Origin of the sequence: Synechococcus sp. CB0101, assembly GCF_000179235.2 — a bacterium.
Classification (GTDB): Bacteria; Cyanobacteriota; Cyanobacteriia; order PCC-6307; family Cyanobiaceae; genus Vulcanococcus.
In genome coordinates, this window is sequence record NZ_CP039373.1 from 415,310 (window position 1) to 439,879 (window position 24,570).

The window sequence follows — 24,570 nt, forward strand, 5'->3', positions numbered from 1 at the left end:
TTCTCATTCAGGAGGCTTGCTGCCAGTCAAGGGCCATGCCAACGCTCTCCGCCATCGACGCGGGCGCTGCCGGTTCGGGTGTGCTCTCAAGCCCAGAGAGATCCACGCATAGATCCTCGACCGCAATGCTTTCTCGCAATTCAGCTCCACCCAGGCTGTGGGTCCAGATCTGAACAATCGATTCGGGTGGCGCCAGAAAACTGAGCAGCTCAAAGGGGAACACCACCCGTTCGAGAAAGAACTCATCCGGGCCGATGCAGCGCACGATCACCATGCGATCGCTGCTGTTGCGGTAGCCACAGGTGAGCTGCGCCAAGGGAAAGCTTGCCGAAAGGGAACCTTATGAAGCCATTCCCTGACCAGAGCGATGGTCGCAGTTGAGACCGTTTGGCGCGATCTCAGGCTTCTACGGAATTTCTTTCTTTTCTGCTCGTCCTAAAGGCTGCGCAGGGCCGTGATCGGATCGAGCCGTGCGGCCCGCCGGGCCGGGAGCACCCCAAACACCAGGCCGATGGAGCCGGAGAGCCCCACGGTGATCAGCACGCTGGTGCCGCCGATGGCAGCGGGCAGGGGCGTGATCGCGGCCACCGCCGCCACGGCTGAAAGGCCGAGGGCGCTGCCGATGACCCCGCCGAGGCTGGACAGCACCAGGGCCTCCACCAGGAACTGAGCGAGCACATCGCTGCTGCGGGCACCGATCGCTTTGCGCAGACCGATTTCGGAGGTGCGCTCACTGACCGACACCAACATGATGTTCATGATCCCGATGCCCCCCACCAGCAGCGAGATCGCGCCAATCGCACCCAGCATCAAGGTGAGGCCGCCGGTGATGGTGCCCACGATTGACAGGGCATCTTTCTGGGAGCGCACGGCGAAGTCGTCTTCCCGCAGGATGTTGTGGCGCTGGCGCAGCAAGTTGGTGATCTGAAATTTCGCCGCGCCGGTGCTCGCTTCATCCCGGGCCTCCACGCTGATGAAATTCAGACTGACGCCGTAGGTGGGATCACGGCCGGAGAGCTTGCTCACCATGGTGGAGAGCGGGATGTAGGCCGCCTCGTCTTGGTTTTGGCCGAAGACGGCCCCCTTTGGGGCCATCACACCGATCACCTCAAAGCTCTGGTCGCGGATGCGCAGTTGCTTGCCGATGGCAGACCCCACCGGCAGCAGTTTGTCGCGCAGATCCGGACCGATCACCACCACGTTGCGGGCCCCATCAAGGTCGCGCTGGTCGATGAAGCGGCCTTGGGCCACTTCGAAACGGCGCACCGTGAGGAAGTCGGGTGTGATGCCCGAGACCGTGGCGCTTGAGCTCTTGGCCCCTGCCTGAAGCACGGCGCTGAGGGTGATTTGCGGGACCACCCGCTTCACCGAAGGCACCTGCTCAGCGATCGCCTCGGCATCCTCCAGCACGAGGGTTTTGGGGAAGTCGATGCCCTGGCGGCGGCTGTCGTTGTTGCCAGGCACCACAAACAACACGTTGGCACCGAGGGTGTTGAGCTGACCCTCCGCCAGATTCTGCGCACCGCGGCCCACGCCCACCAAGGTGATCACCGAGGCGTTGCCAATCACGATGCCGAGCATCGTGAGCAGGGAGCGCAGGCGGTTCGACTTCAGGGTGGCCAAGGCCATCCCCACGGTTTCACCGACAGCGAGTTTGGCGGCCATGGTGCTCAGCGAGACGCTGCAGGATCACCATCCTGCAGGGCTGCTCAGAGAATTGCGGGGTCGAGTACGGTGCCTTTGCCCACGATGCTCACCTTCACCAGATCGGTGGAACCGCTCACATCGGCCACGGTGCCCGCGGTTTGGATCACCAGGTCGCCATCGCGCAGCAGCGCTTGATCGCTGGCCATTTCCATGGCGCGGTTGAAGCTTGCGGTGGCGTTCTCGGCGTCATCCACCAGCAGAGGGTGCACGCCCCACACCAATTGCAGCTGGGAGGCCACCTTGGATTCGCTGGTGATGGCGAGGATCGGAGTGCTGGGCCGGAACTTGCTCACGTTGCGGGCTGTGGCACCGCTCTTGGTGAGCGGCAGGATCGCTGCCGCTTCCAGCTGACGCGCAATCGAGCTCACCGCGTGGCTGATGGCGTTGGGGATGGTGGAGGCCAACTGGCCATCGTTTTCGCGGCGGGGGTAGTCGCGCTCGATGCGGCGGGCGATCTGGCTCATGGTGGCGACCGCTTCCACCGGGTAATCACCCACGGCGCTCTCATTCGAGAGCATCACGGCATCGGTGCCATCGAGGATGGCGTTCGCCACATCGCTCACTTCCGCGCGGGTGGGGCGGGGGCAGCTCACCATCGAATCCAACATCTGGGTGGCGGTGATCACCGGGATGCCAAGGCCGTTGCACTTGCGGATCAGTTCCTTCTGCAGCAGAGGAACCTCCTCGGCAGGCATCTCCACGCCAAGGTCGCCGCGGGCCACCATCACCCCATCGCAGAGGGGCAGGATCGCGTCGATCTGGTCGATGGCCTCAAACTTTTCGATCTTCGCCACCACTGGGGTGTTGTGGCCGTGGGAGGCGATCAGGGCCTTGATCTCCTCCATATCGGAGGGATTGCGCACAAAGCTGAGGGCCACCCAATCCACGTCCTGCTGGAGGCCAAAGGCCAGGTCAGTCCGGTCTTTGTCGGTCAGGGCTCGAATCGAGAGCTGCACATCGGGGAAGTTCACCCCTTTGTTGTTCGACAGCACGCCACCCACGGTGACGGTGCAATAGAGGGTCTGATCGCTTTTGTCGACACGATCGACGACCATTTCCACACGGCCGTCGTCCAGCAAGATGCGGCTGCCGGAGACCACCTCATCCGCGAGCTTGTCGTAGGTCACGGTGGCGATCTCCTGCGTGCAGGCCACATCGCGGGAGGTGAGGGTGAAGGCATCACCCTTGGCCACGGTGATCGGTCCATCCTTGAACCGGCCTAGACGAATTTTCGGGCCCTGAAGGTCTTGGAGGATGCCGATGTGGGCCTGCATCTCTGCCGCGACCTGACGGATGGTGCGGATCCTGGCGGCGTGCTCGCTGTGGTCGCCGTGGGAAAAATTGAGGCGGAACGTGGTGGCCCCCGCTTCAATCAGGCGGCGCAGTTGTTCCGGAGATTCGGTGGCAGGGCCGATGGTGGCCACGATCTTGGTGCGACGCGTGAGATCGGGCAGGGCCATTCGGCGGAGCCAAAGATGCCAGCGACCCTATCATCGGCTGCCGCCAGCCCTGTTCTGCCAATGGATCTGAATGCCTATCAGCAGGGTGCCCGCAGCACAGCCCGCTATCCCGACGTGGGCTCGAATCCGATCTACCCCACCCTTGGCCTCTGCGGCGAAGCCGGCGAGGTGGCCGACAAGGTGAAGAAAGTGCTGCGGGATCAGGGCGGGCAGTTCTCTCCGGAGGTGCGTGAGGCGCTGAAGCTCGAGCTGGGCGATGTGCTCTGGTACGTGGCCCAGCTCTCCAGTGAACTGGGCTTCGAGCTCGGCGAGATCGCCGAGGCGAATCTCAACAAGCTGGCCAGCCGCGCCGCCCGTAACGTGATCTCAGGCAGCGGCGACCATCGCTGATCGCGCGGTGCGCTGCCGGATCGTTTGCCCTGATGCCCGTGCTTCTTCGGCCGCTCCGCTCCCTGCTTGGTGTTGCTGCCGTGCTTTGGCTGGTGGTGGCTGTGGCCTGGGTGGAGCCGGCCTGGGCTGCCAACCTCAGTGTGAGCGAGGTGAGCCTCGAACCCTGCCCCACCGCTGATATCGGTGCTCAACCCCAGCTGCGCCGGCCCAGTGGGGCCAGTTGTTTTGTGCTGCGGGGCACGGTGACCAATCCGGGCCGCAAGCCGGTGGTCGACACCGATGTGTTCGCCCAGATCTTGGATGCCAGCGGTGAGCCCGTGCTCCAGAACCGCTCCCGCGTGGGTTCGATCGGCGATGTGCCCCCCGGTGACTCGAGCTTTGCGTTGCGGCTGGCGGTGCCGGCTGGCACTCCGGGGCCGTTCACCTTTTCAAACGTGAAGGCACGGGGCTTTGCGGCACCGGTGCGCACCCGCGCCGGCGAGTTCGACGACCTGCTGCCTCTTGAGCAGGCCGTTGCTGACGCTCAGTAGAAGCTGGGATAGAAGAAGCCGCGGCTTTGCTCCAGCAGCGTCTGGATCAGCTGCAGAGCCAGAAACGCCAGGATCGCCGAGAGATCAAGGCCGCCCAGGGGGGGGATCAGCCCGCGGAAGGCATTCAGATACGGGTCGGTGACGGCACTCACCGTGGAGAGCACCGGGTTGCCCCAATCGAGGTTGGGGAACCAGCTGAGCAGCACCCGCACCAGCAGGATCAGCGTGTAGATCGAGATGGTCTGGGCGAGAACGCCGATCAGATCGCCGACCAGTGCAGACATGGGAAGGGTGCGCCGTAGACCGAGTGTATGGAGCTGGGCCACGGGCTGCCGGCTTGGCTCATGGCCGATCAGGCCGCTTGCTCCCAGGTCTCATCGTCAGCTGGAGCTTCTGCGACAGGCTCAGCCCGCTTGGGCCTGAGTTCATCGGTTTTGATCGCAAACGTGCGGTGGAACTTCTCACTGAGGGTGAGCCAGTAGGACCGCCCTTCGCTCTGGCGTTTGCGTTCGATGAAGTTCTGGGCGAGCAGCTCTTTGATGTGGTCGTAGGCCCCGGAACCGCGCAGTTCCACCAGATCCGATTGCAGGATTCGTTTCTTCAGCGCGATGGTGGCCAGGGTGCGCAAGGCGGCGGTGGAGAGATCCACCGGCAACAGGTTCTGCACCAGTTCTCCGAGGCCATCGCGCAGCTGCAGGCTGTAGCGCTGGCCCTCCTGCCGGATCTCCAGCGCGGTGTCGCGATGGGCGTAATCAGCCATCAAGGTGATCAGGCCCATTTCCACGGCATCCCTGGCGACGCCACTGATCTCGGCCAACTCGCCGAGGGTCATGGAGCGGCCCTTCAGGTAGAGGATCGCCTCCAGCCGTGCTGGCAGTGACAGCTCGGCGGAGGGGGGCGCAGCGGCCGGAGCGTCCTGGGTTGTGTCGTCCATCACGCCCCCAGCTGTGCTCGCAAGTTATCCCACGCCCACCGTGCCGGCCACTTCTCCCAGGAACAGGCGATAGGCGGGGTTCTCCGTTTCATCCACGTGTTGGTAGCCGAGACCATCGAGGAAGGTCTGCCAATCACCGGCTTCCTCGGGCGGCACCTGCACACCCACCACGATGCGCCCCACGTCGGCACCGTGGTTGCGGTAGTGAAAGATGCTGATATTCCAGTTGGGATGAAGGCTCGTGAGGAAGCGCATCAGCGCGCCGGGCCGCTCTGGGAATTCGAAGCGATAGAGCAATTCCCGGGTGTGGCTGCAGGCTTCGGTGGCGGCTGCGGGCATGCGTCCGCCCACCATGTGGCGCAGATGCAGCTTCGAGAGCTCGTCATTGGAGAGGTCTAAGCAGGGGAACCCGGCTGCATTGAGCGTGTGGATCAGATCCTGCTCATCACGGCTGCCGCTGGTCTGCACGCCCACAAAGATGTGAGCGCGGCTGGGATCTGCCAGGCGATAACTGAATTCAGTGAGATTGCGGTTGCCCAGCAACGTGCAGAACTCCCGCAGGCTGCCGGCCCGTTCCGGGATTTCCACAGCGAGCATCGCCTCGCGGTCTTCGCTGATCTCGGTGCGCTCAGCCACAAAGCGCAAGCGATCGAAATTCATGTTGGCCCCGCAGGCCACCGCCACCAACGTGCGCCCCTGCAGGCCGCGCCGGGCCACATCCGCCTTCATGCCCGCCACAGCCAGGGCGCCTGCCGGCTCCAGGATCGAGCGGGTGTCCTCGAACACGTCCTTGATGGCGGCGCAGATGGCATCGGTGTCCACCGTCAACATGGCGTCGACATGGCGCCGGGCCAGAGCGAAGGTCTGCTCACCCACTTCGCGCACGGCGACGCCGTCGGCGAACAACCCCACCTGCTCCAGCTTCACCCGTTCCCCAAGGGCCAGGGAGCGGGTCATGGCGTCGGCATCTTCCGGTTCCACACCGATCACCTCCACCTGGGGCCAGAGCGCTTTCACATAGGCAGCGATCCCGGCGATCAGCCCGCCGCCGCCCACGGCCACATAGATCACATCCGGCGGCGCTGAGCACTGCCGCAGGATTTCCAGGCCGATCGTGCCCTGCCCGGCGATGACGTCGGGATCGTCGAAGGGGTGAATGAAGGTGAGGCCGCGCTCATCGCCCAGTCGGTAGGCCTCGCTGCAGGCCGCGTCGTAGTTGTCGCCATGCAGCACCACCTCGGCGCCCCGGGCGGCGACGGCGCGCACCTTCATCTCCGGTGTGGTCACCGGCATCACAATCACGGCGCGGCAGCCCAGCTGTTGCGCACCAAGCGCCACACCCTGCGCATGGTTGCCGGCACTGGCGGCTATCACTCCGCGCTCCAGCTCAGCCCGGCTGAGGCCAGCCATCTTGTTGTAAGCACCCCGCAGCTTGAAGCTGAAGACCGGCTGCAGGTCTTCCCGCTTGAGCAGCACCGTGTTGTTGAGACGCCGCGAGAGATTGGGGGCCGGATCGAGCGGTGATTCGATCGCCACGTCGTACACGCGGGCCCGCAGGATCCGCAGCAACATCGGCAGGGAACTGTCCTGGCTGGTGGTGGTGCTCATCGCTGCCTGACCGTTGCACCAGTGTGACAAGCCTCTGACAACGGCTTCGGATTCGTGCTTGCCGCCACCAAAGCCCTGAGTGCAGACCGTAGGCTGAACCGCAATCAAGGCCCAGGGCATGCATCTCAGCGAGCTGACGCATCCGAATCAGCTTCATGGACTGAGCACTGCAGAGCTCGAGGCAATCGCTCGCCAAATCCGCGAACGCCACCTCGAGGTGGTGAGCACCAGCGGCGGCCACCTCGGCCCGGGCCTGGGCGTGGTGGAACTCACCCTGGCGCTGTATCAAACCCTCGATCTCGACCGCGACCGCGTGGTCTGGGATGTGGGTCACCAGGCCTACCCCCACAAGCTCATCACCGGCCGCTACAACCAGTTCCACACCCTCCGCCAGAAGGATGGTGTGGCGGGCTACCTGAAGCGCTGCGAAAGCTCGTTCGACCATTTCGGTGCTGGCCATGCCAGTACCTCGATTTCAGCGGCCCTCGGGATGGCGCTGGCCCGCGATCAGCGGGGAGAAGATTTCAAATGCGTCGCGGTGATCGGGGATGGATCCCTCACCGGCGGGATGGCCCTCGAGGCGATCAACCACGCCGGCCACCTGCCCAAGACACGCCTGCTGGTGGTGCTCAACGACAACGACATGTCGATCAGCCCGCCGGTTGGCGCGCTGAGCACCCACCTCAATCGCATGCGGCACAGCAAACCGCTGCAGTTCCTGCAGGACAACGCTGAGGAGGCGATCAAGCACCTCCCCTTCCTCCACGGTGAGCTGCCGCCTGAGCTCAAGAACCTCAAAGAGAGCATGAAGCGCCTGGCGGTGCCCAAGCTTGGCGCGGTTTTTGAAGAGCTTGGCTTCACCTACATGGGCCCTGTCGATGGTCATGACATCGCAGGAATGATTCAGGTGTTCCAGCAGGCCCACGCCCACGAGGGGCCTGTGCTCGTGCATGTGGCCACCACCAAGGGCAAGGGCTATGCCTACGCCGAGGAAGACCAGGTGGGCTATCACGCCCAGAGCGCCTTTGATCTGGCGACCGGCAAGGCCTACCCCTCCAGCAAGCCCAAGCCCCCGAGCTACAGCAAGGTGTTCGGCCAGACGCTGGTGAAGCTGTGTGAGCAGGATCCGCGTGTGGTGGGCATCACGGCGGCCATGGCCACGGGCACCGGCCTTGATCTGCTTGAAAAGGCGCGCCCCCATCAGTATTTCGACGTGGGCATTGCCGAGCAGCACGCTGTGACCATGGCGGCCGGCATGGCCTGTGAAGGCCTTCGCCCGATCTGCGCGATCTACAGCACGTTCCTGCAACGCGCTTACGACCAACTGATTCACGACGTGGGCATCCAGAATCTGCCCGTGACCTTCGTGATGGACCGGGCCGGCATCGTTGGCGCCGACGGCCCAACCCACCAGGGCCAATACGACATCAGCTATCTGCGTTGCGTACCCAACTTCACGGTGATGGCACCGAAAGACGAGGCTGAGCTGCAGCGGATGATGGTCACCTGCCTGCAGCACAACGGCCCCACGGCCCTCCGCATTCCCCGCGGCGAAGGCGAAGGTGCGGCCCTGATGGAAGAAGGCTGGGAGCCTCTGGAGATCGGCCGCGGTGAACTGCTGGCCGATGGCGACGACCTGTTGATCGTGGCCTACGGCGCCATGGTGTATCCCGCGATGGCCACCGCTGGCTTGCTGCAGGAGCAGGGCGTGCGTGCGGCCGTGATCAATGCCCGCTTCCTGCGTCCCATGGATGAGGCTCTGATCCTGCCGATGGCTCGCCGCATCGGACGGGTGGTGACCATGGAGGAAGGCTGCCTGGCCGGTGGCTTCGGGGCAGCTGTGGTGGAAACCCTCAACGATCACGACGTGCTGGTGCCGGTGCACCGGATCGGCATTCCCGATCAGCTGGTGGATCACGCCACCCCGGATCAAAGCAAGCAAGCGCTGGGGCTCACCCCAGCTCAGATGGCCGACAGCATCCTCAAGCGCTTCGGTTCCCTGCGCCGCCAGACGGTGGGTGTCTGAACCTCAAACGTGTGAGGTGTTGATCGCCGGCGCTGGGCCGGCGGGCCTGCAGTTGGCCCGCCGTCTCGCCCAGGCGGGTGTGAGCGTGGTGGTGGTGGATCCCTTGCAGGATCTGCGCCAGGCAGCCTTCTCCAGTGCCGCGCTGCCTCTCTCGGCGGTAACGGCATTTAAGCTGCCAGCCCACGTGCAGGCGGCACGCTGGCGAGGTTGGCAGCTGCATGGGCCTGACGACGCGCAGCGCCATTGGATGGCGGACCACGACCTGGGTGCCGTGCTCGATTTCGGTGCGTTGCGCCAGTGGTTGGCGGAGCAGGCCGTGGCGGCCGGTGCTCGTTTGCAGCTCGGCTGGGCCGTGCGCGGATGGCACACCGCCTCTGGTGGCGCCATCGCCAGCCTGCGGGGGGCAGGCGGGCAGGAGCAGGCTGTGGAGTGCCGTTGGTTGGTGGATGCCACCGGGCAACGGCGTGCCCTGCTGGGAGAACCACCAGCGGCGGCCGGCGCCCTCGTGGCTGGCGCCGGTGTGGAGTGGTTGATTCAGGTGCCTCAAGCGCAGTGGCAGCCGTGGGCCCAACGCCTCAGTTTCATGTTGGGCAGCCAGTGGGTGCCCCAGGGCTATGGCTGGGTGTTTCCGATGCAGCCCGGTCAGCTCAAGATTGGTGTGTGTCGCCTGCACGACGCCAGGCGCGAGCAACCGCCGCTCCATCAGCTGTTGCGCCAGCTGCAGCATCGCCTCGATCTCGCTGCTGCGCCGGTGCTCGATCGCCATGGCGGCCTGATCCGCAGCACGATCCGCCGCCGTGAGCCCCACCAACGCGGCCCCTTGCTGGGGCTGGGTGATGCGGTGAGCACCGGCAATCTGCTGGGCGGCGAAGGCATTCGCCATGCGATGGCCAGTAGTGATGTGCTGGCACCGCTGCTGCTCGAAGCCCTGGGCGGGAAGCTGGAGGCGTTGCGTGGCTATGCCCCGAGGCTGCGCCGGCGTCTCGGTTGGCGCTGGTCGCTGAGCGGCCGGCTGGCGCGGCGCACCTGGATCGGCCTGCACAACTCAGCCGCAGATCAGCGGCTGCAGCGGTTGCTCGAGGGGCTCCAACAAAAAAGCAGTGCCGAAGAGCTTTCGGCACTGCTGTTCGACTATCGCTTCGAGCGCTATGGCTTGAAGGCGCTGCCCTATGTGTTGGGCTGGCGCTGATCGGTGCTGCTCAGGGGTTCAGAGCACGCCGCGTGCGGCCAGGCCAAGGATGGCGCCCATGCCGAGCACGTGGCCGAAGGAGGTGGTGGCCAGCAGGGAGGCGTGGCTCATGCCGCCAAACATGGCGGGGTTGGGCAGCTGAGCACCTTCGTTGGGGTACTTGATGGTGGCCTTGCCGATGCCGATGGCGATCACGTTGGCAGCGATCATCACCAGGCCCACCTTGGGGGACCAGGACAAGGATGCGGGGGCGATGGCCAGCAGGGGAGCGAGCATCGGATTCACGGGCGACGCTTCATCTTCTGAGCGGCACTGCCCGGCTGCACGCCTCGCTTAAGACTTGTTCACCGCCTTGCTCACGGTTCATCGGAGGCAGGTTGCCGGCTGAAGCCCAGCAGCACCAACACATTGCTGAGGGTGAGGAACAGCTCTGCCCCGCCATGGAGCGGATCCACATCGGCCAATTGCTGGCCGTAGTTGCGTTCCGCCAGGATCGCAGCCGCAATCGTGACCAACACGAACAGCAGGGTGAGGCAGAAGCCCCAAAACGCCAGCTTTGGCATCCGGCCCGAACGCCAGCTCCACCACAGGAAGGCGAGATAGGGGAGCAGCGAGAGGCCAAAGAACGGAGCGGGATCGATTCCCCCCAGGGCATCCAGCAGGGCGGAGGCTGAGAGTGTGCTCATCGGGCTCGCCTCACAAGATTCCAAGCGGCGCCGGCCATCGCTGTATTGCCAAGGGCTGTACAGGCGGCCTGGAGCACCACCAGCCCCTGCAGCTCGCTGGCGTTGTCAAAGAGATGCCAGGTGCAGGCCGCCATGGCACTGACCAGGGCAGGGGTCATGGCTAAGGCCAACCAGTTCCATTCCGGTTCCTGGCGCCGTTCCCCCCAGCGCTGGATGGCCAGCATCGCGAGCCCCCACTCCAGAACGGAGGCCACGTGGATCCACCAGGTGGGCAGGGAGAGGGCGTGCATGCCCTTCTTCTACAGGCCCGACCTAGACGCTGTGGCTGCTGAACTGTTCAAACACCGTCTGCAGCAGGCGGCTCATCTTGTTGTTCAAGCTGCAGCCAGGTGCGTTGTTGGACGCCAACAGCAGCAGGGCGCAGGCATCCACCAGCTGCGCCGCTTCATCGCTGCTGAGCTGGATCAGATGCTCATCGCCGCAGTGGGTAACGCGCAAGGAACCGGGTGTGGATGTATCGCACGCTACGGAGTGTGGAGCGGCTTGCCGAAAATTGCAGGTTCCTTTCCGCTTTGAACTCAGCCGCCGCTGGCTTCCAGTCGTTGAAAGCTTTGGCGGAGATGGAAGTCGGCTTGTTCGCCTCGGTGCTGCCAGGCCCAGTAGCTGCAGCCGAGATCGCTGTGATCCAGCACGGCCGTGAGCGAGAGCTCCAGCGGCTGATCCGCTGCGATCAACTCACGCAGATCCAGCTGACAGGCCAGCTCCAGGCGCTGGCTGGAGCGCCGCAGGCTGTAGGGAAGCTCCCGGATCTCCGGCCACTCCTTCAGGTTTTCTCGGTACCCCGTTAAGGCATACAGATTCCAGTTTCCATTCGGCGCCAGGTTCAATTCCTGGTAGGCAGGGTCACCGGGCCGGCCGATGAACGCTTCAAAACAGGTGCTCTGCCAGAGGTTGTGCCGCCTTGCCGGCGCAGCCGTGGCCGGTGGTAGCCGCAGCCAATCGTCTGGGCACGCGAGCGTGAACCGCAGACTCAGCATCCCGGCTTGCCAGATGGCCTCACCGTTCAGCTGGATCGATTGCAGTTCGGGGCTTGGTTCAAACGGCTGCAGGGGCTGCATGACGCTCCACCAGTTCTCTGAGCTGCGGTAACTGGGCTTCAATGCTGGCGCTGAGCTGGAATTGCACCAGGGCCCTCTGCAGATTGTGATCCGGGTGAGCTGCCTTGAAGTAGGTATCGCCCTGCAGGTGATCGCAAAAAAAGCGCAGGCCCAGTTCAAAACTGATCAACCGCGCGGCATCGGGGATGTAGCGCCGCTCCACCTCGCTGAGGAAGCTGCCTGCCACCGCTAGGTAGCCCTCGAGCAGGGCATCGGCCAGATCCAAATCAAACTGGACGGCGTCCACCTGATCGGTTTCCTCCCCGAGGCGATTGCAGCACGAGCGCAGGCAGTCGCCGATGTCGTAGTGCACCAGGCCCGGTTTCACCGTATCGAGGTCGATTAGGGCCACCGCCTTGCCGGTGACGCGATCGAGCAACACGTTGTTGATCTTGGGGTCGCCATGGATCGGGCGCAGCGGCAGATCGCCCCGCTGTTTGGCGCGCTCCAGCACATCGCAGCTGGCCTCGCGTTCACGAATGAAGGCCATGCAGCGATCGCTGCCTGCACTCGGCTGCCGATCGCTTTGCACCAGGGCGCGGTGGTAGGCCTCGAGATAGGACGGCGTGATGTGAAAGCCTTCCAACGTGTCCGCCAAGGCGGTGGGGGGAAGGTCGCTGATCAGCAGATGAAACAGCCCAAGGCCAATCCCCAATTCCCGTGCCTGCTCGGCTCCTTCCACCACATCCACGCAGGTGCAATCGGGCACATAACTGATGGAACGCCACACATGCCCGGCAGCGCAGCCATGCCAGGTCTGGTTGGTTGTCTTCGTGCGCAGCAACGTGGGCAGCTGCCAGCGGCGTTGTTCCAGCAGCGGATGCGCCGACCCACGGCTGAGCTTCTGCTCGATGTGTGTTCCAAGTACCTGCAGGTTCTGCAGCACTAGCTCGGGCTGATGGAACACGTGGGTGTTCAGCCGCTGCAGCACGCTCGGTCCGCTGTCGGCCTGCACCAGGTAGGTGTCATTCACATTGCCGTTGCCCAGCGGCTCCACTGCCTGCACGCAGCCCTTGCCTTGGAAGGCTTCGGCAATGGAGATCAGGGTTTGCTGGCTCGCTACAGGCAAGGAACGATGCAAGGTCTTGGGTCAACCTGGCAGCGCACCATCACCAGAACTGAGCTGCAGGGTCAGTCATCCGACCGGAGGCCAATGGCGCGATCAGCGGCTGACGGCACTGCGTTCGAGATTTTCTCCTTGCTCCCGTTCGATCTCCCGGCGCAATTGGTGACGGATGTGATCCGGTGATTTGTATTGGCGTGGCAAGCAGTTATGCAGGGTCTCCAGACGGCTCCAACACAGGGTTTTTTCAATATTGGCCGTGGGTCGACCCTCCAGCAGCAGTTGTTTGAGGGCTTTGCGGTACAGGAAGTATTTGGCCTCCAGTTCAGCGATGGTGAGTCCTTGGCTGTCGCTCATCGCAGGCCTGCCCGGAGGTTGCAGTGATCTCACCGTACGCGAGCTGAGGCACCATCCAGGCCAAATGCGTGTGGGCTGTAGCACTGAGCACCGCGGGTGCATCCCCCCGGTTAGAGCCAGAGCTGCAGCCCTGCCCAGAGCTGAGGGGTGGGATCGCCGGCTTCCAGATCGATGAAGCTGTTGTCGGCTGGATTGCCCCCGATCGGGAATGCAGCCCGCAGCGACACCAACCAGCTGCCAGTGCGCCCGAGATCGAAGCCGAGCCCAGCTCCAGCCAGGCCGTAGCTGTTCGGTTGCAGGGATCCGGGGAAGGGCTGGCGCCAGCGTTCCCCCCAGGCCAGATCGGCGAAGCCAATCAGCTTCAACCAGGGGCGTAGCCGCCAGTTCAGATCCACTTGGCTCACCAGGCAGCTGCTGGAGGAGTTTTCCCCTGGCGGATAGGCCCGCACGCCGTTCGGCCAGCCCAAGCCGCACTGCTCGTAACCCGAGAGGTTGGTGAGGGCCCACTGGCCCAGCAGCAACCAGCGGGCGCTCCAGGCGCGGTTGAAGCTTTGTTCGCGCACCAGATTGAGATTGAGCGCCCCGTAAGTGCCCTGCAATTGGGTGGTGAATGCATCAAATCTTTTGAATGCGGGATTGCCATCGAGATTGAGGCTGCCGACCGATCCCCCCAGGACCCAGCTGGTGAAGCCCTGCCCGAGCCAACGATCGCTGCTGCTCCCGATCACAGCAGCGCGGAACACGCCGCCGCGTTTGTCATCCACGTTCAGCTCCTGCCTGGCATCGCGGAACCGCAGGCCTTCACCGCTGAAGCGCACCCACAGGCTGCGTTCGTCTCTGCGCCAGAGCGGTTGCAGCAGGCTGAGGGAGATCCCGGCGGTATCGCCGGTGTAGAGCTTGCTGCCGGTGTTAACCAGGCGATAGCGCCCGGCGTTGGCGCTGCCGCTCAGGATCAAGCCGTTGTCACCCAGTGGCCAGTCGAATCCAAGCTGCAACGGCGCTGTGCCTGTGCCCTGGCCGCTGCCCCACCAGGAGGGATTCACCCAGAACCGTTCACCGCGGCCCCAGTGATTGGCAGCATTCACCGTGGCGAGGGTTCGCAGGGTGCCGACGTAGCGGTTGAGGTAGTTATCCACCTCCAGCAGCGCACCGGTGCGGTTGCGATCACTGACCAGCAACACCAGGATTCGGCCCGCTGCTCCGGTCCCGGATTCCAGGCGCGCCCGAACATCCACACCCCAGAGATCATTGAGTTTCAGCAGGGCGGATTCGATCTTCCCGGGCCGGAGCTCTGATCCAAGTGGCACAGCACGGGTCACCGTGTTGATCGCCTGTTGATCGCTCAGGTGGTGTGATGGATTTGGGGCGACCTGCACGGCATCGAGCACCAGCGGCGACACCTGCACCAGCAACGACCCCTGGTCGGTGTTGACCTGGGCAACCGTCACGCTCACCGCGCGATCGAGGTCCCAGTACCAGGTTTCGATCTCCAGCCGGATCTCGCGCAGCTGTTCATCGCTGATCGTTTGCCCCACCCAGCGCTGCAGTTGTTGTTGGAGGTCCTCCGCTTTGGGAAGGGTTGTGCTCAGCGTCAGCTTGTGGAGCTGCAGCGAGCCGCTCCAGGCCGTCTCTCGACGGGGTGCAGCCTCAATCAGGGGTTGATCACTGCGTTGCTCGTCGTCGAATTCCAGCAAGCGCAGCCTGAGTTGATCCTCCTGCAGCCGCTGTTGCAGAGCCTGGCTGGGGGTGATCTGGGCCCGTACGGGGTTGTGGTTCAAGGCGATGGCCAGCAGCGCTGGGCCCTTCAGCAGCCATCCCCAGCGCTGAGCGGATCTCACACTCCGTTGATCCACTGCCGCCCGAGCGGCACCAGCGAACGACTGACTTCGTGCCATGGAAACGGCTCGGCGGGGTCCTGATCGCAGCAACGCAGGTCATAGCCGAGCCCCTCATGCACATCCTGAAGGGCTTGCTCAAACGGCATCTCACGCAGGCTGGCGTAGGTGCGAGCAATCGCATTGATCTCGCCAGGGCTACTAAGGCCCTGCAGGTATCGATCGCGCAGTGCTTCGGGGCTATGCATGGGTTTGGACCTCAGCGGATCGCTGTTTGCAGGTTCGACCCACCCTTCAACGGCCGCAAGGGGCGTTCATCTCCATTTACACCGCCCCTTTACGCCAATTTGGCGCCGCCATCAGGTTTCAATGCCCTCAGGCGGCTGCGGGTTGCGGGCGCTCCCGAAAGAGCGCGGCAACTCGAGCGAGGGCCCGGCGTAGAAGATTGTGTCGGTGGCATTGGTGAGGCGGGTCATCAAAGGCATCCAAACCAACAGACCGGCCAACCCAGCTCCAATGAGCCGAGTCGTAGCGCCTTGAAGGATGGGATCACCATGCCGTGTGGCCTCCTCAGTAGAGGTGCGGGATTGATGCGTCACTAGGTCAATGATTAGGGAGGACAGTTCACTGTGTTGCGTGTTCACGGGTGCCGTGTCGTAGTGCCTTCATGATCACGGCGGAGCTTGAGTAATGTCTTGTGAGGATTCAGAGGGTTTTTGGTGAGTTGTCAGGGAGTGTTTTGCCACGCACGTGACCTTGCGTTGAAGATTCAGCAGTGCATCGAGATGCATCTGAGATCTGAGATCTGAGAGCTAGATCAAAGCGTGGGTTGATTCATGGCAGCGCGATCGCTGCACAGCTCGACTGACGGATCATCATCAATGGCTTTGAATACAAGGATTCAGGCCAAGGTAAAAGAAGAGCAAGCTGTTGGCGAAGTCTCTTTCTGGACATGGTTAACGCGATAGATAGCGAGGCGTTTGTGTTTGTTCGAATTGAACAATAGTGAACCACTGATTCTGTTACGCATTGGCGTAGATGCGATCTGTATAGGAGCTGTTCGTGATCTTGTTGTCTGTGATGGTTGCGACTTGATATCGCCAACGCGGTGAAATGGTCAGTCATGATGATGCTCTGGGAGTCTTGCAGGGGTTCGATTCATAGCCCAACTCCGCTGACGCCATGAGGTTTGTATTGGATGAGATCGGATCGCTGTTGTTAGGTTTCCTGTTGTACTGATAGTTAGGCTTTATCTGATTATCTCTCCAGGGGTATGTTCGGGCGAAGTCTGCTTTAGCTGGAGGCCGATGTGTAGTGCCGGAGAGCAAGCTTCCAGAACAGCCGTGTGCCGATCAGGCTGACTGTTGCTGCGATCAATGATCCGAAGGCCCACGGCCATGACCCCTGACCCAGTACGGCCTTTGCAGGCACTGTGGTGAGAAAGGCGACAGGTAGCAGGAAGGTGAACACCAGTCGCAGGGCCGGTGGGTAAGCGCTGATCGGATAACGACCAGCCACAAGTGTGTAGCGCAGCACCTCGGTGGCATTCCAGACCTTGACGAACCAGATCGAGAGCCCAGCTAACAGAAACCAGAGGCTGTAAAGAATGAGTGCAGCGGCGAGCATCAGGCTTGACGCCAGGATCATGTCCTCAGGCTTGATCAGATGATCGCTCTGCGATACCGCCCAGCCGATCAACACCAAACCTGCTGCGATGCCCGGCAATCCCCAGGGGGAAAAGCTACGGGTGGAGAGCCAGAATTGACTGTCGATCGGTTTCAGCAAGACGAAATCGAGCGTTCCGTTTTGTACATGGTTCACGATCCGGCTCAGGTTGGGTTGCAACACCGCGCTGGTGAAACCATCCAGCAGGGTGTACATCCCCACCACCACCAAGGCGCTGTTCCACGTCCAGCCCCCTAATTGCCGAGAGGGGCCTGCCAACAAGCTCAGAACAAACAGGCTGCCGGCCAGGTTGCCGAGAACGGCCAGCAGTTCCACCACCAGGTTGAGTTGGTATTCGAGCTCAGCTTCCAGGGATGTGGCCCAGAAACGGCGCAGGCTGCGGGCGTAACGAATCCAGCGTGGGTTGATCATGCACCCATAGCTCCATAACGGCGAATCCCCGCCCTCCACAGCAGCATCAACAGCGGATAGAAGAGCAGACACCAGAGCCCCAGCTGTAGAAATCCCTCGCCGATTGCCACGGGTTCACCGGCTAAGAGCGCTGCCGGAAAGGCCACCATCGAGGGAAAGGGTGTGAGCCAGGCCAGTTTCTGGATCGCGGCTGGATAGGTCTGCAGCGGTGCCACAAGGCCTGAGAGAAACAGATACGGAATGAGCAGAAGGCGATCCAGCGCTGCAGCCCGTTCACTCCAGAAACACAACATCGCGATCACGCTCTGCAGCAGAAAGCGCAAGATGAAGGCGGCCTGGATCGCTGCGATGCCAAGGATCAGCGCACCGGGATTGGGCCACCACAGCAGCTCTGGCTGCACCAGGGCGATGCCTCCCAGCATCAGTGCCACGAATGGCAACCGGGTGAATTGTTCGGCGATATGGGCGGCCAGATAGCGCCACAGCGGCTGCAGTGGTTGGAGCAATTGGGGGGAGAGTTTGCCCTGGAGCGTGTCTTCTTCAAAGACGTGGATCATCCACACCACACTGAATTGCCGCACCACAAAGGCCGCCAGGAAATAGTGCGACAGGCCCGTGGCGTTTAACCCGGCGGCTGCCGCACCATCGGATCCTTGCCACACGGCCAGCATGATCAGAGGCAGCACACCGGAGAGTGCCCACAGTGCGATCTCAGCGCGATATTCGAGCATCAGGGCCACCTGACTCGAGAGCAGGGCCACGGCAATGCGATGGATGCGCCTGACCATCTCAGCTGGGTTGAGCGTTGAACAGCGCCCCGATCAACTCCTCAATCGGTGGGTCACTCACTTCCAAATCCACCACCTCGAACTGTTGCAGGAGTTGGCTGACTTGCTGGGTGAGTTGATCGCGCGGCACCAGCAGCCGCAGGTGATGGCCTTGATGGAACTCCACCGTTCCGAAGCGATCGAGCGCACCGTGTTCCTGGGGGTGACGCAGCTCCAGTCGCACTTGCCTGCAGGGGGCCAGGCGAGTGGTGAGTGCGTCGAGGGGTCCGTCATGAAAGAGGCGCCCCTGATGAATCAACAGCACGCGCTCGCAAAGGGCGGTGATGTCTCCCATGTAATGGCTGGTGAGCAGCACCGTGGCGCCATAGCGCTGGTTGTAATCAGCCAGAAATTCCCGCACCCGCGCTTGAGCGTTCACATCCAGCCCCAGGGTGGGTTCATCGAGAAACAGCACCGCCGGGCGATGCAAGAGAGCCGCTAGCAGCTCGGCTTTCATGCGTTGCCCGAGCGATAACTTGCGCACAGGCCGGTGCAGTTCCTCCCCCAGCTCCAGCATCTCCGCCAGGGTATGGATGCGCCGCTTCGTCTCCATCGCGTCGATTCCATACACCGCTGCATTCACGCGCAGCGAATCGATTGGTGGCAGATCCCACATCAGCTGCTGCCGGTTGCCCATCACCAAGGTGACCTGCTGCAGAAATCGCTCACGGCGTTGCTGGGGGCGATAACCGGCCACCTCCAGATGACCTGCGCTGGGATGAATCAGGCCGCTCAGCATCTTCAAGGTGGTGGTTTTACCTGCCCCGTTGGCACCGAGGAACCCCACCATCTCGCCCGGTTCAATGGCAAAACTGAGCTCCCGTACGGCCTCCACGGGCCGCACCTGGCGCTTGAACAGGTGCCGCAGAGTGCCGGCTAGCCCTGGCTGTTTATCAGCAACGTGAAAGGTTTTGGATAACCCTTTCGCCTGAATGATGGCGCTCACGGTGTCTGGCAGGCCTGGCGGAAGCGCTCCAGTTCGCTCGGTGCCGCAGCCATTGCCGTGCGTTGCCATCGCTCAGCGCTGGCCACCTGCTCGCAGGCCAGATCATTTTCCCCACGGTTGAACAAGTCTGTTGCTGACGCCAGTGCGCGTGTTACTTCGGCGTTCGCATCGGGGCTGTCTGGCGCCTTGGGCTTGGTCGCTGGTTGTTGGGCTGGTGACGAGCCTGGCTCTGGGCTGGGTTGCCGGGGGCTGCATCCCACCAGCGCCAATGTCAGTGAGCCCAACACGAGGGCGGATGTAGGGATCAGCCGATCACGCCAACGGGATCGCTTGGAACAGTCAGCCATACCAACCATTGTGGTGCGTTGTCAGCCCAGCAGCGCCGCCTGGGTTGGATCCAGGCGACCGGCTTTAAGTAGCACCTGCGTGATCCGCGGAATATCCAGCACGGCGTGCACCCGGTAGCCCTGGCTTTCCAACCGCTCACGGGCATGGCGGTCCCGTTCGCCACCATGGTCGATGAACACCACCACATCCTTCACCACCAACCCGGAGCTTTCGAGCTTGGCGATGCCTTCCAGCACGCTGCCGCCGGTGATCAAGATGTCGTCCACCACCACAACTTGATCGCCTTCGTTGAAGTCGCCCTCGATGAGGCGCCGTGCCCCATGGGCCTTCACTTCCTTGCGGGGATAGATCAGGGGCTTATGCAGGGCGAGGGATAACCCGGTGGCGGTGGGCAGTGATCCATAGGGAATGCCCGCAATGCGATCGAAGTTCAAGTGTTCGAGCAGACCGCTGTAGCCATGCAGCACCCGATGGAAGAGATTGGGATCTGAAATGATCTGGCGCAGATCAATGTAGTAGTTGAACACTGCACCAGAAGCCTGCACATACTCTCCAAAGAGCAGGCAGCCGATGTCAAAGAGATCCACGATCAGCTCTTCCATTGCATCACCCGGAGCGGATGCTCCCTCAGCATCGGGCGTGGCATCCGCCAGCCAGAGTTCGCAACTGTTGGCGGATTGCTCCGGTTGCTGATCCAGCCACCGTTGGCGGCGGCGATTGATCAAACCCTTGAGGGCTTCGGCCTGTTCACTCAGGTCGTCTTCCACCAGCAGGTTCTGGGGCAAGGGAAGCAACAGGCCATCGGCGGCTTGATTGAGGCCGGCCTCCAGTAGGCCATCAAGCCGCTCTTCCTCGCTCCAGATGCTGCGCAACATCAGCACCCGCTCTGGAGCCGCCTGGCGCACCTGGGCCAACACAGCAGGATCGCTGGTCCCCACTTCCAGGAGCAGCTGATCGGGCGTGCCCCAGAGCTGGCTTTCGCGCACGATCTGCAGAAACAGTGGATCGCTGTCGTTGGGGTGGTACTGAATGCGTTTGGCGGCTGGATTGGAGCTGCGGCAGGTGATCACCACGGCCTTATCCGCATAGAGCAGAAACGGCGCGGCGATGTCCTGCCCGGCCATCGGCGAGAGCGTGACCGCATCCACACCCAGATCTCGGAACAGATAGTGCGCGAGGGCGGTGGAGGAATTCAGGTCGCCGTGTTTGGCGTCAATGATCAGGGGCAGATCACGGGGTACGAGATCCCGAACTTCCAGCAGGAGCTCCAATCCGAGTGGCCCCAAGGCCTGGTAGAAGCCCAGGCTCGCCTTGATGGCACACACATGGGGGCTGGTGGCTTCCACCACCGCTTTGATCCAATGCCGGGCTTGGCTGAGAAAGGATCGATTGCCCATGCCGTGCCGTAAGGCCCAGTTCTGCAACATCTCCGGATTCGGGTCGAGACCCGTCATCAGGAGCGACTGGCGCTCGGCGATGGCTTCAGTGAGTTGAACGAAGAAGCCCATCCGCCGGACTGCGGCAAGGTTGTTGATAGGAGATCAGCGCCCCCCAGCGGTGGATGTGGACACAGCTCGTAGCAAACAGACGGCAAGTGTTGCCGGGCAGGCTGTTGATCTGGCCCTGGCCCGTGGCCGCTCCTCTCGCCGCCTGATGTGATCCGGTCGCTGAGCCCATCCTGTGAACCGAGAGCTGGATCAACGCTGCCTCGAACTGGCCCTGGCCGATCTGCTCGAGCTGCACCCGCAACAACGTCGCCGCGCCTTGGATCAGTTCAGGGCCATCGATTCAGGCCTGGCCGACAAACTGCAGCTGGAGTTGCTGCTGCACCTCATCTGAACGGACATGTTGCAGCCACACCACGCCACACCCGCTTTAACCCCTGATCCCGGCTGATTGGGTGCAATCGCGCTGCAGCAGTACCGGCGCCTGCCCCTTGCCATCGCGGCTGACGGGTTGGGGATCAAAGTCATCGTCGCTCACATCGAAGCTGCCGTTGTCGCAATGGAGCGTGAGCCGACGCTGGGTGTAGCTCCCATCGGCGCGGCCTTTGCCCTGCTGTGCCGCCATACCGATGCATTGCTGCTGGTTGCCCCACACGCAGCTGGCCGCCCCCAGCAACCCTCCGATCAGGTTGGTGGCGATCTGTTGGCCGCGTTCAATCTCAAAGCGGCGCACGTCGTAGCGGCGCCGCCCCAACTGGCGATCTTCACCTGAAACCTTGAGCGCTCGGCTGAAGGTTTCGCTGGTGTCCACCGTCCACTCCCCCAGCTTCTGGCCGGGTCGCAGCTGACTGGTGAGGCCGCGAGTGAGGGCCTGAAAGCGATCTTTGGGATAGCCGTGGTGCTGGGCCGCCAGCCGCTCGTAATCCCCCATCTCAAACAGCAGATTCGCGGTCTGTGTGAACTCATCCACGCTGATGGCCCCCTGGCTGAGCATCCAGCCGAGAAACACGCCTGTGCGCCAGTCAGCCGCCAGCTCTTCCTGTTTCACCGTTAGCCCAAGCCCGCCTTGGAAGGGGCCCCGACCCTGCTCGCGGTTCACATGGTGACCCCATTCATGGGCCAAGACGGCCAGATCCAGCAGCAGCAGTTCACGATCGGTTTTGCCCTTGGCGCTGCGTACGCTGCGGCGCAGATTGAGCGCCATCGCCAGTTCCTGGCTGGGGGGGCAGTAGTAGGCCATCGGGTGGGCCACGCGCCGCACCCCACATCCTTCGGCGCGATCCCCAGAAAACAGCAATGTGGGCTGCTGCTTGCTGGCCCAGAAGCGATGCAGCAGGTTGTGGCCTTGCCGCAGGTATCGCTCGCGCAGCTGCTTGGGCCCACCGGTTCGGCGCAACTGCTCGAGTTGCTGCGCCTCCGCCTGGGTGGGAAGCGTTAACCCTGGTGGTGGTCCCTGACCTGGCGCCCAGGGCTGGCCGACTGCGGAGTTCTGGCTGCTAACGAGTGTCAGCAGAAGGGCCGTCAAGCAATGGCGGCGGAGGCGGAACATGCCGGGTGCGATGGCTTGGCTGAGTTTTACCGGCGCTTGGCACTGGCTGGTTCGCTTTGTCGCTGAACGGCCCAAGCGGCGAGTACCCCGCCTGTAAAACCACTCGCATGGCCGATCCAGCTGACACCGGCTGGTGAAAACAGCGGGATCAAGCTGGGAAGCACCCCCCCGTAGCTCACCAGGGCAAGCACAGATAGCATCAACGACAACGGCCGTTTCTCCAGCCAGCCGATCACCAGTAGATAGCCCAGTAGCCCGTACACCACTCCTGAGAGGCCATGGCTGGCTGTCGGCCAGAACCACCACACCGGCAGGGCGCTGAGCATCACACCCACCCAAACGGCGAGGTAGTCGCGGCGGCTTTTGGCCAGTACCAGCCACGACAGCGGCAGAAACATCAGGCTGTTGGCCAGGAGGTGGCCAAAGCCGCCGTGGCTGAAGGGAGCTGTGAGCACCCCCAGCCATGGCCCTCGCGGTGTCATGGGTAGGTTCCAGGAGCCGCCGAACAGCAGCTGATCGATCAGCTCCTGGGTCCAGGGGATGACAAGGATCAGCGGCGGGATCAGCAAGTTGGTGCGCAGCCCGGTGAGCCGTTCAGCCACAGTTGCGCCCCTCCAGGCTGAGCTGGCAGTGCAACACCGCCAGGGCCTCATCGGGCAATCCCAGAAACCGATCGAACCAGGCTTCACCAGTGGGCTCGATCAGGGCAGCACCCACAAGCACTCCGGGTTGTGAGCCCATGAGCCGCCGCCCTTGGCGTTGGTGCCGCTGGCTCTGCATGGCTTCTGTGGTGAGTCGCGTCTTCACCACAAGATCCGGCGCGGTGATGCTCAGTCCGCGTGCCAGTCCAGCTCGAAAGCGAAAGCACGCCTGGAAGTCCAGCTCCAGCTCTCCTGATGCGGGCACGTAACGACCGCCCAAGGCCACGGGATGGATGGCGACAGACAGCCCCGGTGGCAAGGGCAAGCCCAGAAAGCGCGTGGTGCGCCAATTGAGGGCGGGAATGCTCGTGCTCTGCGCCGAGAACTCCAGGACGTGCTCTTCGTCTATGCCGGCCTGGCTTCGGCCATTGGCCTGGCCGCCACAAGCGTTGTAGTGGAAGCGCGGGTAGCCGCCGATCACGAGCTCACAGCCTGGGAGGGTTGTGAGCCGACAGTCAGCCATGGCGGAGGTCCTGGAGTGCGCCTTGGCTCTGGAGCGCGGCCAGTTCGGGGTAACCACCGATGGCCTGTCCATCGATCCAGATCTGAGGCAGGGATCCTGAACTGGGTGCAATCAGCTCGTATTGGATGCCCAGCCCCTGCAGGAGGCGTTCGGTGCGGCGCGACCAGGCGCACCCATCAGCCAGGGCGACCTGCACCCGTACAGCTTCGGGCGCTGCGGGTTGGATCGTTGGGGCGGCTTGACCCAAGAACGCCACCAGCAAATCGGCGCCCTTGAGAACCACGCTTCCGTGCTCGAGGTGGCCTCCCCACACCTGACAGCCCGGATCCGACAGGCTCAGATGCAGATGAACGCCCTGAGGAGAGAGCGTGCCCTGCAGGGTGATGATTTCAAGCTCGCCTCTCACAAGAGTTGGTTCCTCCTGGCCTGGGCAGGCAAAGCAAGCCTGGCTGAGATTGCCCACCACGCTCAGCACGAAACCCGAGGCCTGCTCCGATGCCGCCAGCTGCTCCAGGCTGGCCCGAAGATCAGCGCCGGCCTCGAGGTGAAGGGGCAGTGCCCGCATGGCCGTTCAGGCGCTGAGAAGCTCCGAGGGTACCCACTGAGCCAGGCGCTGTTCGTGCCTCACCAGCTGGTAGCGGTTGAAGTCGCTGGGTTGACGGTGATAGCGGCCCTTCAGCTCCTGCAGCTCCTGGCGCATGGCATGCAGTACGGGGTTGTTCTCGTTCAACGGAACCTGTCAGAGCTTGAGAAAATCTTAAGACGGTTGATCCTGTTTTGTCTCGTCTTGCGTCTCAGCGCTGCTGTGGCGCTTGATCTCTTCACGCTCTTGATGCGGCAGCGTTCTGGATCGCTTGCCCCTAGTGCGGCCAAAGCAATTCCAGGCTGAGCGCTGCAGCGGCCGCCACGGCGCCGGCGACCGCAATTCTGGGGAGCGCTTTGGCCAGCACCAGAAATCCGCTTGGAATCACGGCTCAGCCCCCGCTGGAGAGCCATCACTCCAGCATTGCTGCTTCGGTTGATGCCGTGTTGTTGAGCACAGCCGACTGTGGGGGACGGCTATTGGTGCCGCGCAGCGGCGGCTCCAGGGCAATCACGACCACGCGGCAGGCGGGAAACAGCTCCTGTGCTGCCAGTTGGGCCTGGGCGTGGCTTTGGGCGTGCATCACCATCGTGGTCACCCCTGCGCCGGTGTGCACATGGAGCTGGCAGAGGAAGGCCACAACCGTTGCCAGTGGACGACCACCAGGCT

Annotated in this window: 30 protein-coding genes; 5 read left to right on the forward strand and 25 right to left on the reverse strand. The window is 63.0% G+C overall.

Features of this window, described 5'->3' with window-relative positions; genetic code table 11:
* Positions 1–7: 7 nt before the first annotated feature.
* The 3 genes from CB0101_RS02325 to pyk all read right to left on the reverse strand — a co-directional run bounded on the left by CB0101_RS02325 (position 8) and on the right by pyk (position 3,167).
* Positions 8–316 carry a DUF1830 domain-containing protein gene (locus tag CB0101_RS02325; protein ID WP_010308853.1) on the reverse strand — a complete coding sequence of 103 codons (309 nt, stop codon included), beginning with the start codon at positions 314–316 and terminating at the stop codon, positions 8–10.
* Positions 317–435: 119 nt separating this feature from the next.
* The gene (locus tag CB0101_RS02330) at positions 436–1,665 is read right to left on the reverse strand and encodes an ABC transporter permease (RefSeq protein WP_010308850.1); all 1,230 of its coding nucleotides are present in this window, start codon (positions 1,663–1,665) and stop codon (positions 436–438) included.
* Positions 1,666–1,709: 44 nt separating this feature from the next.
* The gene (gene pyk, locus CB0101_RS02335; RefSeq protein ID WP_010308845.1) at positions 1,710–3,167 is read right to left on the reverse strand and encodes a pyruvate kinase; all 1,458 of its coding nucleotides are present in this window, start codon (positions 3,165–3,167) and stop codon (positions 1,710–1,712) included.
* 60 nt (positions 3,168–3,227) lie between these two features.
* Here pyk and CB0101_RS02340 point away from each other — a divergent pair, with 60 nt between their 5' ends.
* Together CB0101_RS02340 and CB0101_RS02345 are read left to right on the forward strand one after the other, a co-directional pair.
* Positions 3,228–3,557 (forward strand): nucleoside triphosphate pyrophosphohydrolase family protein, encoded by a 330-nt coding sequence (locus CB0101_RS02340; protein WP_010308843.1) that lies wholly within the window; start codon positions 3,228–3,230, stop codon positions 3,555–3,557.
* 32 nt (positions 3,558–3,589) lie between these two features.
* Positions 3,590–4,087, forward strand: coding sequence for a hypothetical protein (locus tag CB0101_RS02345; protein ID WP_043717586.1), 498 nt, complete (start codon positions 3,590–3,592; stop codon positions 4,085–4,087).
* Here CB0101_RS02345 and CB0101_RS02350 read toward each other — a convergent pair.
* The 3 genes from CB0101_RS02350 to ilvA form a co-directional block, all read right to left on the reverse strand.
* Entirely contained in the window at positions 4,081–4,371 is a 291-nt protein-coding gene (locus CB0101_RS02350; protein ID WP_010308839.1) for a YggT family protein, read from the reverse strand. The two genes, CB0101_RS02345 and CB0101_RS02350, sit on opposite strands and share 7 nt — an antisense overlap.
* A 68-nt stretch (positions 4,372–4,439) precedes the next feature.
* The gene (scpB, locus tag CB0101_RS02355; RefSeq protein WP_010308837.1) at positions 4,440–5,021 is read right to left on the reverse strand and encodes an SMC-Scp complex subunit ScpB; all 582 of its coding nucleotides are present in this window, start codon (positions 5,019–5,021) and stop codon (positions 4,440–4,442) included.
* A 24-nt stretch (positions 5,022–5,045) separates the two neighbouring features.
* A complete protein-coding gene (gene ilvA / locus CB0101_RS02360) occupies positions 5,046–6,629 on the reverse strand; it encodes a threonine ammonia-lyase, biosynthetic (RefSeq protein WP_010308835.1) in 1,584 nt (527 codons plus the stop codon).
* Positions 6,630–6,747: 118 nt separating this feature from the next.
* On the opposite strand from ilvA, the gene dxs reads away from it, so the two are divergent.
* On the forward strand, positions 6,748–8,655 hold the full coding sequence (gene dxs, locus CB0101_RS02365) for a 1-deoxy-D-xylulose-5-phosphate synthase (protein WP_010308831.1): 1,908 nt from the start codon (positions 6,748–6,750) through the stop codon (positions 8,653–8,655).
* On the forward strand, positions 8,648–9,844 hold the full coding sequence (locus tag CB0101_RS02370; protein WP_246833808.1) for an NAD(P)/FAD-dependent oxidoreductase: 1,197 nt from the start codon (positions 8,648–8,650) through the stop codon (positions 9,842–9,844). The genes dxs and CB0101_RS02370 overlap by 8 nt, the downstream gene beginning before the upstream one ends.
* A gap of 18 nt (positions 9,845–9,862) precedes the next feature.
* Here the strand turns inward: CB0101_RS02370 and psaK are convergent, their stop codons facing one another.
* The 13 genes from psaK to CB0101_RS02435 all read right to left on the reverse strand — a co-directional run bounded on the left by psaK (position 9,863) and on the right by CB0101_RS02435 (position 20,668).
* On the reverse strand, positions 9,863–10,120 hold the full coding sequence (gene psaK / locus CB0101_RS02375) for a photosystem I reaction center subunit PsaK (protein ID WP_029552967.1): 258 nt from the start codon (positions 10,118–10,120) through the stop codon (positions 9,863–9,865).
* 80 nt (positions 10,121–10,200) lie between these two features.
* A complete protein-coding gene (locus CB0101_RS02380; RefSeq protein WP_010308819.1) occupies positions 10,201–10,530 on the reverse strand; it encodes a DUF3593 domain-containing protein in 330 nt (109 codons plus the stop codon).
* A complete protein-coding gene (locus tag CB0101_RS02385; protein WP_010308816.1) occupies positions 10,527–10,820 on the reverse strand; it encodes a DUF2499 domain-containing protein in 294 nt (97 codons plus the stop codon). Before CB0101_RS02385 ends, CB0101_RS02380 begins: the two co-directional genes overlap by 4 nt.
* 22 nt (positions 10,821–10,842) lie before the next feature.
* Positions 10,843–11,028, reverse strand: a complete 186-nt coding sequence (locus CB0101_RS02390; RefSeq protein ID WP_010308813.1) for a hypothetical protein — start codon at positions 11,026–11,028, stop codon at positions 10,843–10,845.
* 80 nt (positions 11,029–11,108) lie between these two features.
* Positions 11,109–11,648, reverse strand: a complete 540-nt coding sequence (locus tag CB0101_RS02395) for a DOMON-like domain-containing protein (RefSeq protein ID WP_010308810.1) — start codon at positions 11,646–11,648, stop codon at positions 11,109–11,111.
* Positions 11,626–12,768, reverse strand: a complete 1,143-nt coding sequence (locus CB0101_RS02400) for a phosphotransferase enzyme family protein (protein WP_246833809.1) — start codon at positions 12,766–12,768, stop codon at positions 11,626–11,628. The genes CB0101_RS02395 and CB0101_RS02400 overlap by 23 nt, the downstream gene beginning before the upstream one ends.
* Positions 12,769–12,849: 81 nt before the next feature.
* Positions 12,850–13,107 (reverse strand): DUF3136 domain-containing protein, encoded by a 258-nt coding sequence (locus CB0101_RS02405; protein WP_010308805.1) that lies wholly within the window; start codon positions 13,105–13,107, stop codon positions 12,850–12,852.
* A 110-nt stretch (positions 13,108–13,217) separates the two neighbouring features.
* Positions 13,218–14,945, reverse strand: a complete 1,728-nt coding sequence (locus CB0101_RS02410) for a ShlB/FhaC/HecB family hemolysin secretion/activation protein (protein ID WP_010308802.1) — start codon at positions 14,943–14,945, stop codon at positions 13,218–13,220.
* Positions 14,942–15,190, reverse strand: coding sequence for a hypothetical protein (locus tag CB0101_RS02415; protein ID WP_010308799.1), 249 nt, complete (start codon positions 15,188–15,190; stop codon positions 14,942–14,944). Before CB0101_RS02415 ends, CB0101_RS02410 begins: the two co-directional genes overlap by 4 nt.
* A gap of 1,045 nt (positions 15,191–16,235) precedes the next feature.
* The gene (locus tag CB0101_RS02420) at positions 16,236–17,039 is read right to left on the reverse strand and encodes an ABC transporter permease (RefSeq protein ID WP_010308791.1); all 804 of its coding nucleotides are present in this window, start codon (positions 17,037–17,039) and stop codon (positions 16,236–16,238) included.
* Complete coding sequence (locus CB0101_RS02425; protein ID WP_010308788.1) at positions 17,036–17,827, reverse strand: ABC-2 family transporter protein; 792 nt, start codon at positions 17,825–17,827, stop codon at positions 17,036–17,038. Before CB0101_RS02425 ends, CB0101_RS02420 begins: the two co-directional genes overlap by 4 nt.
* A gap of 1 nt (position 17,828) precedes the next feature.
* On the reverse strand, positions 17,829–18,803 hold the full coding sequence (locus CB0101_RS02430; RefSeq protein WP_029552963.1) for an ATP-binding cassette domain-containing protein: 975 nt from the start codon (positions 18,801–18,803) through the stop codon (positions 17,829–17,831).
* A 377-nt stretch (positions 18,804–19,180) separates the two neighbouring features.
* Positions 19,181–20,668 (reverse strand): bifunctional orotidine-5'-phosphate decarboxylase/orotate phosphoribosyltransferase, encoded by a 1,488-nt coding sequence (locus tag CB0101_RS02435; RefSeq protein WP_010308780.1) that lies wholly within the window; start codon positions 20,666–20,668, stop codon positions 19,181–19,183.
* Positions 20,669–20,840: 172 nt separating this feature from the next.
* Here CB0101_RS02435 and CB0101_RS15230 point away from each other — a divergent pair, with 172 nt between their 5' ends.
* Positions 20,841–20,999, forward strand: a complete 159-nt coding sequence (locus tag CB0101_RS15230) for a hypothetical protein (protein WP_010308777.1) — start codon at positions 20,841–20,843, stop codon at positions 20,997–20,999.
* A gap of 36 nt (positions 21,000–21,035) precedes the next feature.
* On the opposite strand, the gene CB0101_RS02440 is transcribed toward CB0101_RS15230, so the two are convergent.
* The 6 genes from CB0101_RS02440 to CB0101_RS02460 form a co-directional block, all read right to left on the reverse strand.
* On the reverse strand, positions 21,036–22,154 hold the full coding sequence (locus CB0101_RS02440; RefSeq protein ID WP_029552962.1) for a hypothetical protein: 1,119 nt from the start codon (positions 22,152–22,154) through the stop codon (positions 21,036–21,038).
* A 26-nt stretch (positions 22,155–22,180) separates the two neighbouring features.
* Positions 22,181–22,756: a rhomboid family intramembrane serine protease gene (locus CB0101_RS02445; RefSeq protein ID WP_010308771.1), complete on the reverse strand. Its 576-nt coding sequence runs from the start codon at positions 22,754–22,756 to the stop codon at positions 22,181–22,183.
* Positions 22,749–23,318 (reverse strand): hypothetical protein, encoded by a 570-nt coding sequence (locus CB0101_RS02450; RefSeq protein ID WP_010308768.1) that lies wholly within the window; start codon positions 23,316–23,318, stop codon positions 22,749–22,751. The genes CB0101_RS02445 and CB0101_RS02450 overlap by 8 nt, the downstream gene beginning before the upstream one ends.
* A complete protein-coding gene (locus CB0101_RS02455; RefSeq protein ID WP_010308767.1) occupies positions 23,311–23,883 on the reverse strand; it encodes a PCC domain-containing protein in 573 nt (190 codons plus the stop codon). The genes CB0101_RS02450 and CB0101_RS02455 overlap by 8 nt, the downstream gene beginning before the upstream one ends.
* Positions 23,884–23,889: 6 nt before the next feature.
* The gene (locus CB0101_RS15235) at positions 23,890–24,048 is read right to left on the reverse strand and encodes a hypothetical protein (protein ID WP_010308763.1); all 159 of its coding nucleotides are present in this window, start codon (positions 24,046–24,048) and stop codon (positions 23,890–23,892) included.
* Between the two features lie 265 nt (positions 24,049–24,313).
* Entirely contained in the window at positions 24,314–24,541 is a 228-nt protein-coding gene (locus tag CB0101_RS02460) for a hypothetical protein (protein WP_010308755.1), read from the reverse strand.
* Positions 24,542–24,570: the final 29 nt, after the last annotated feature.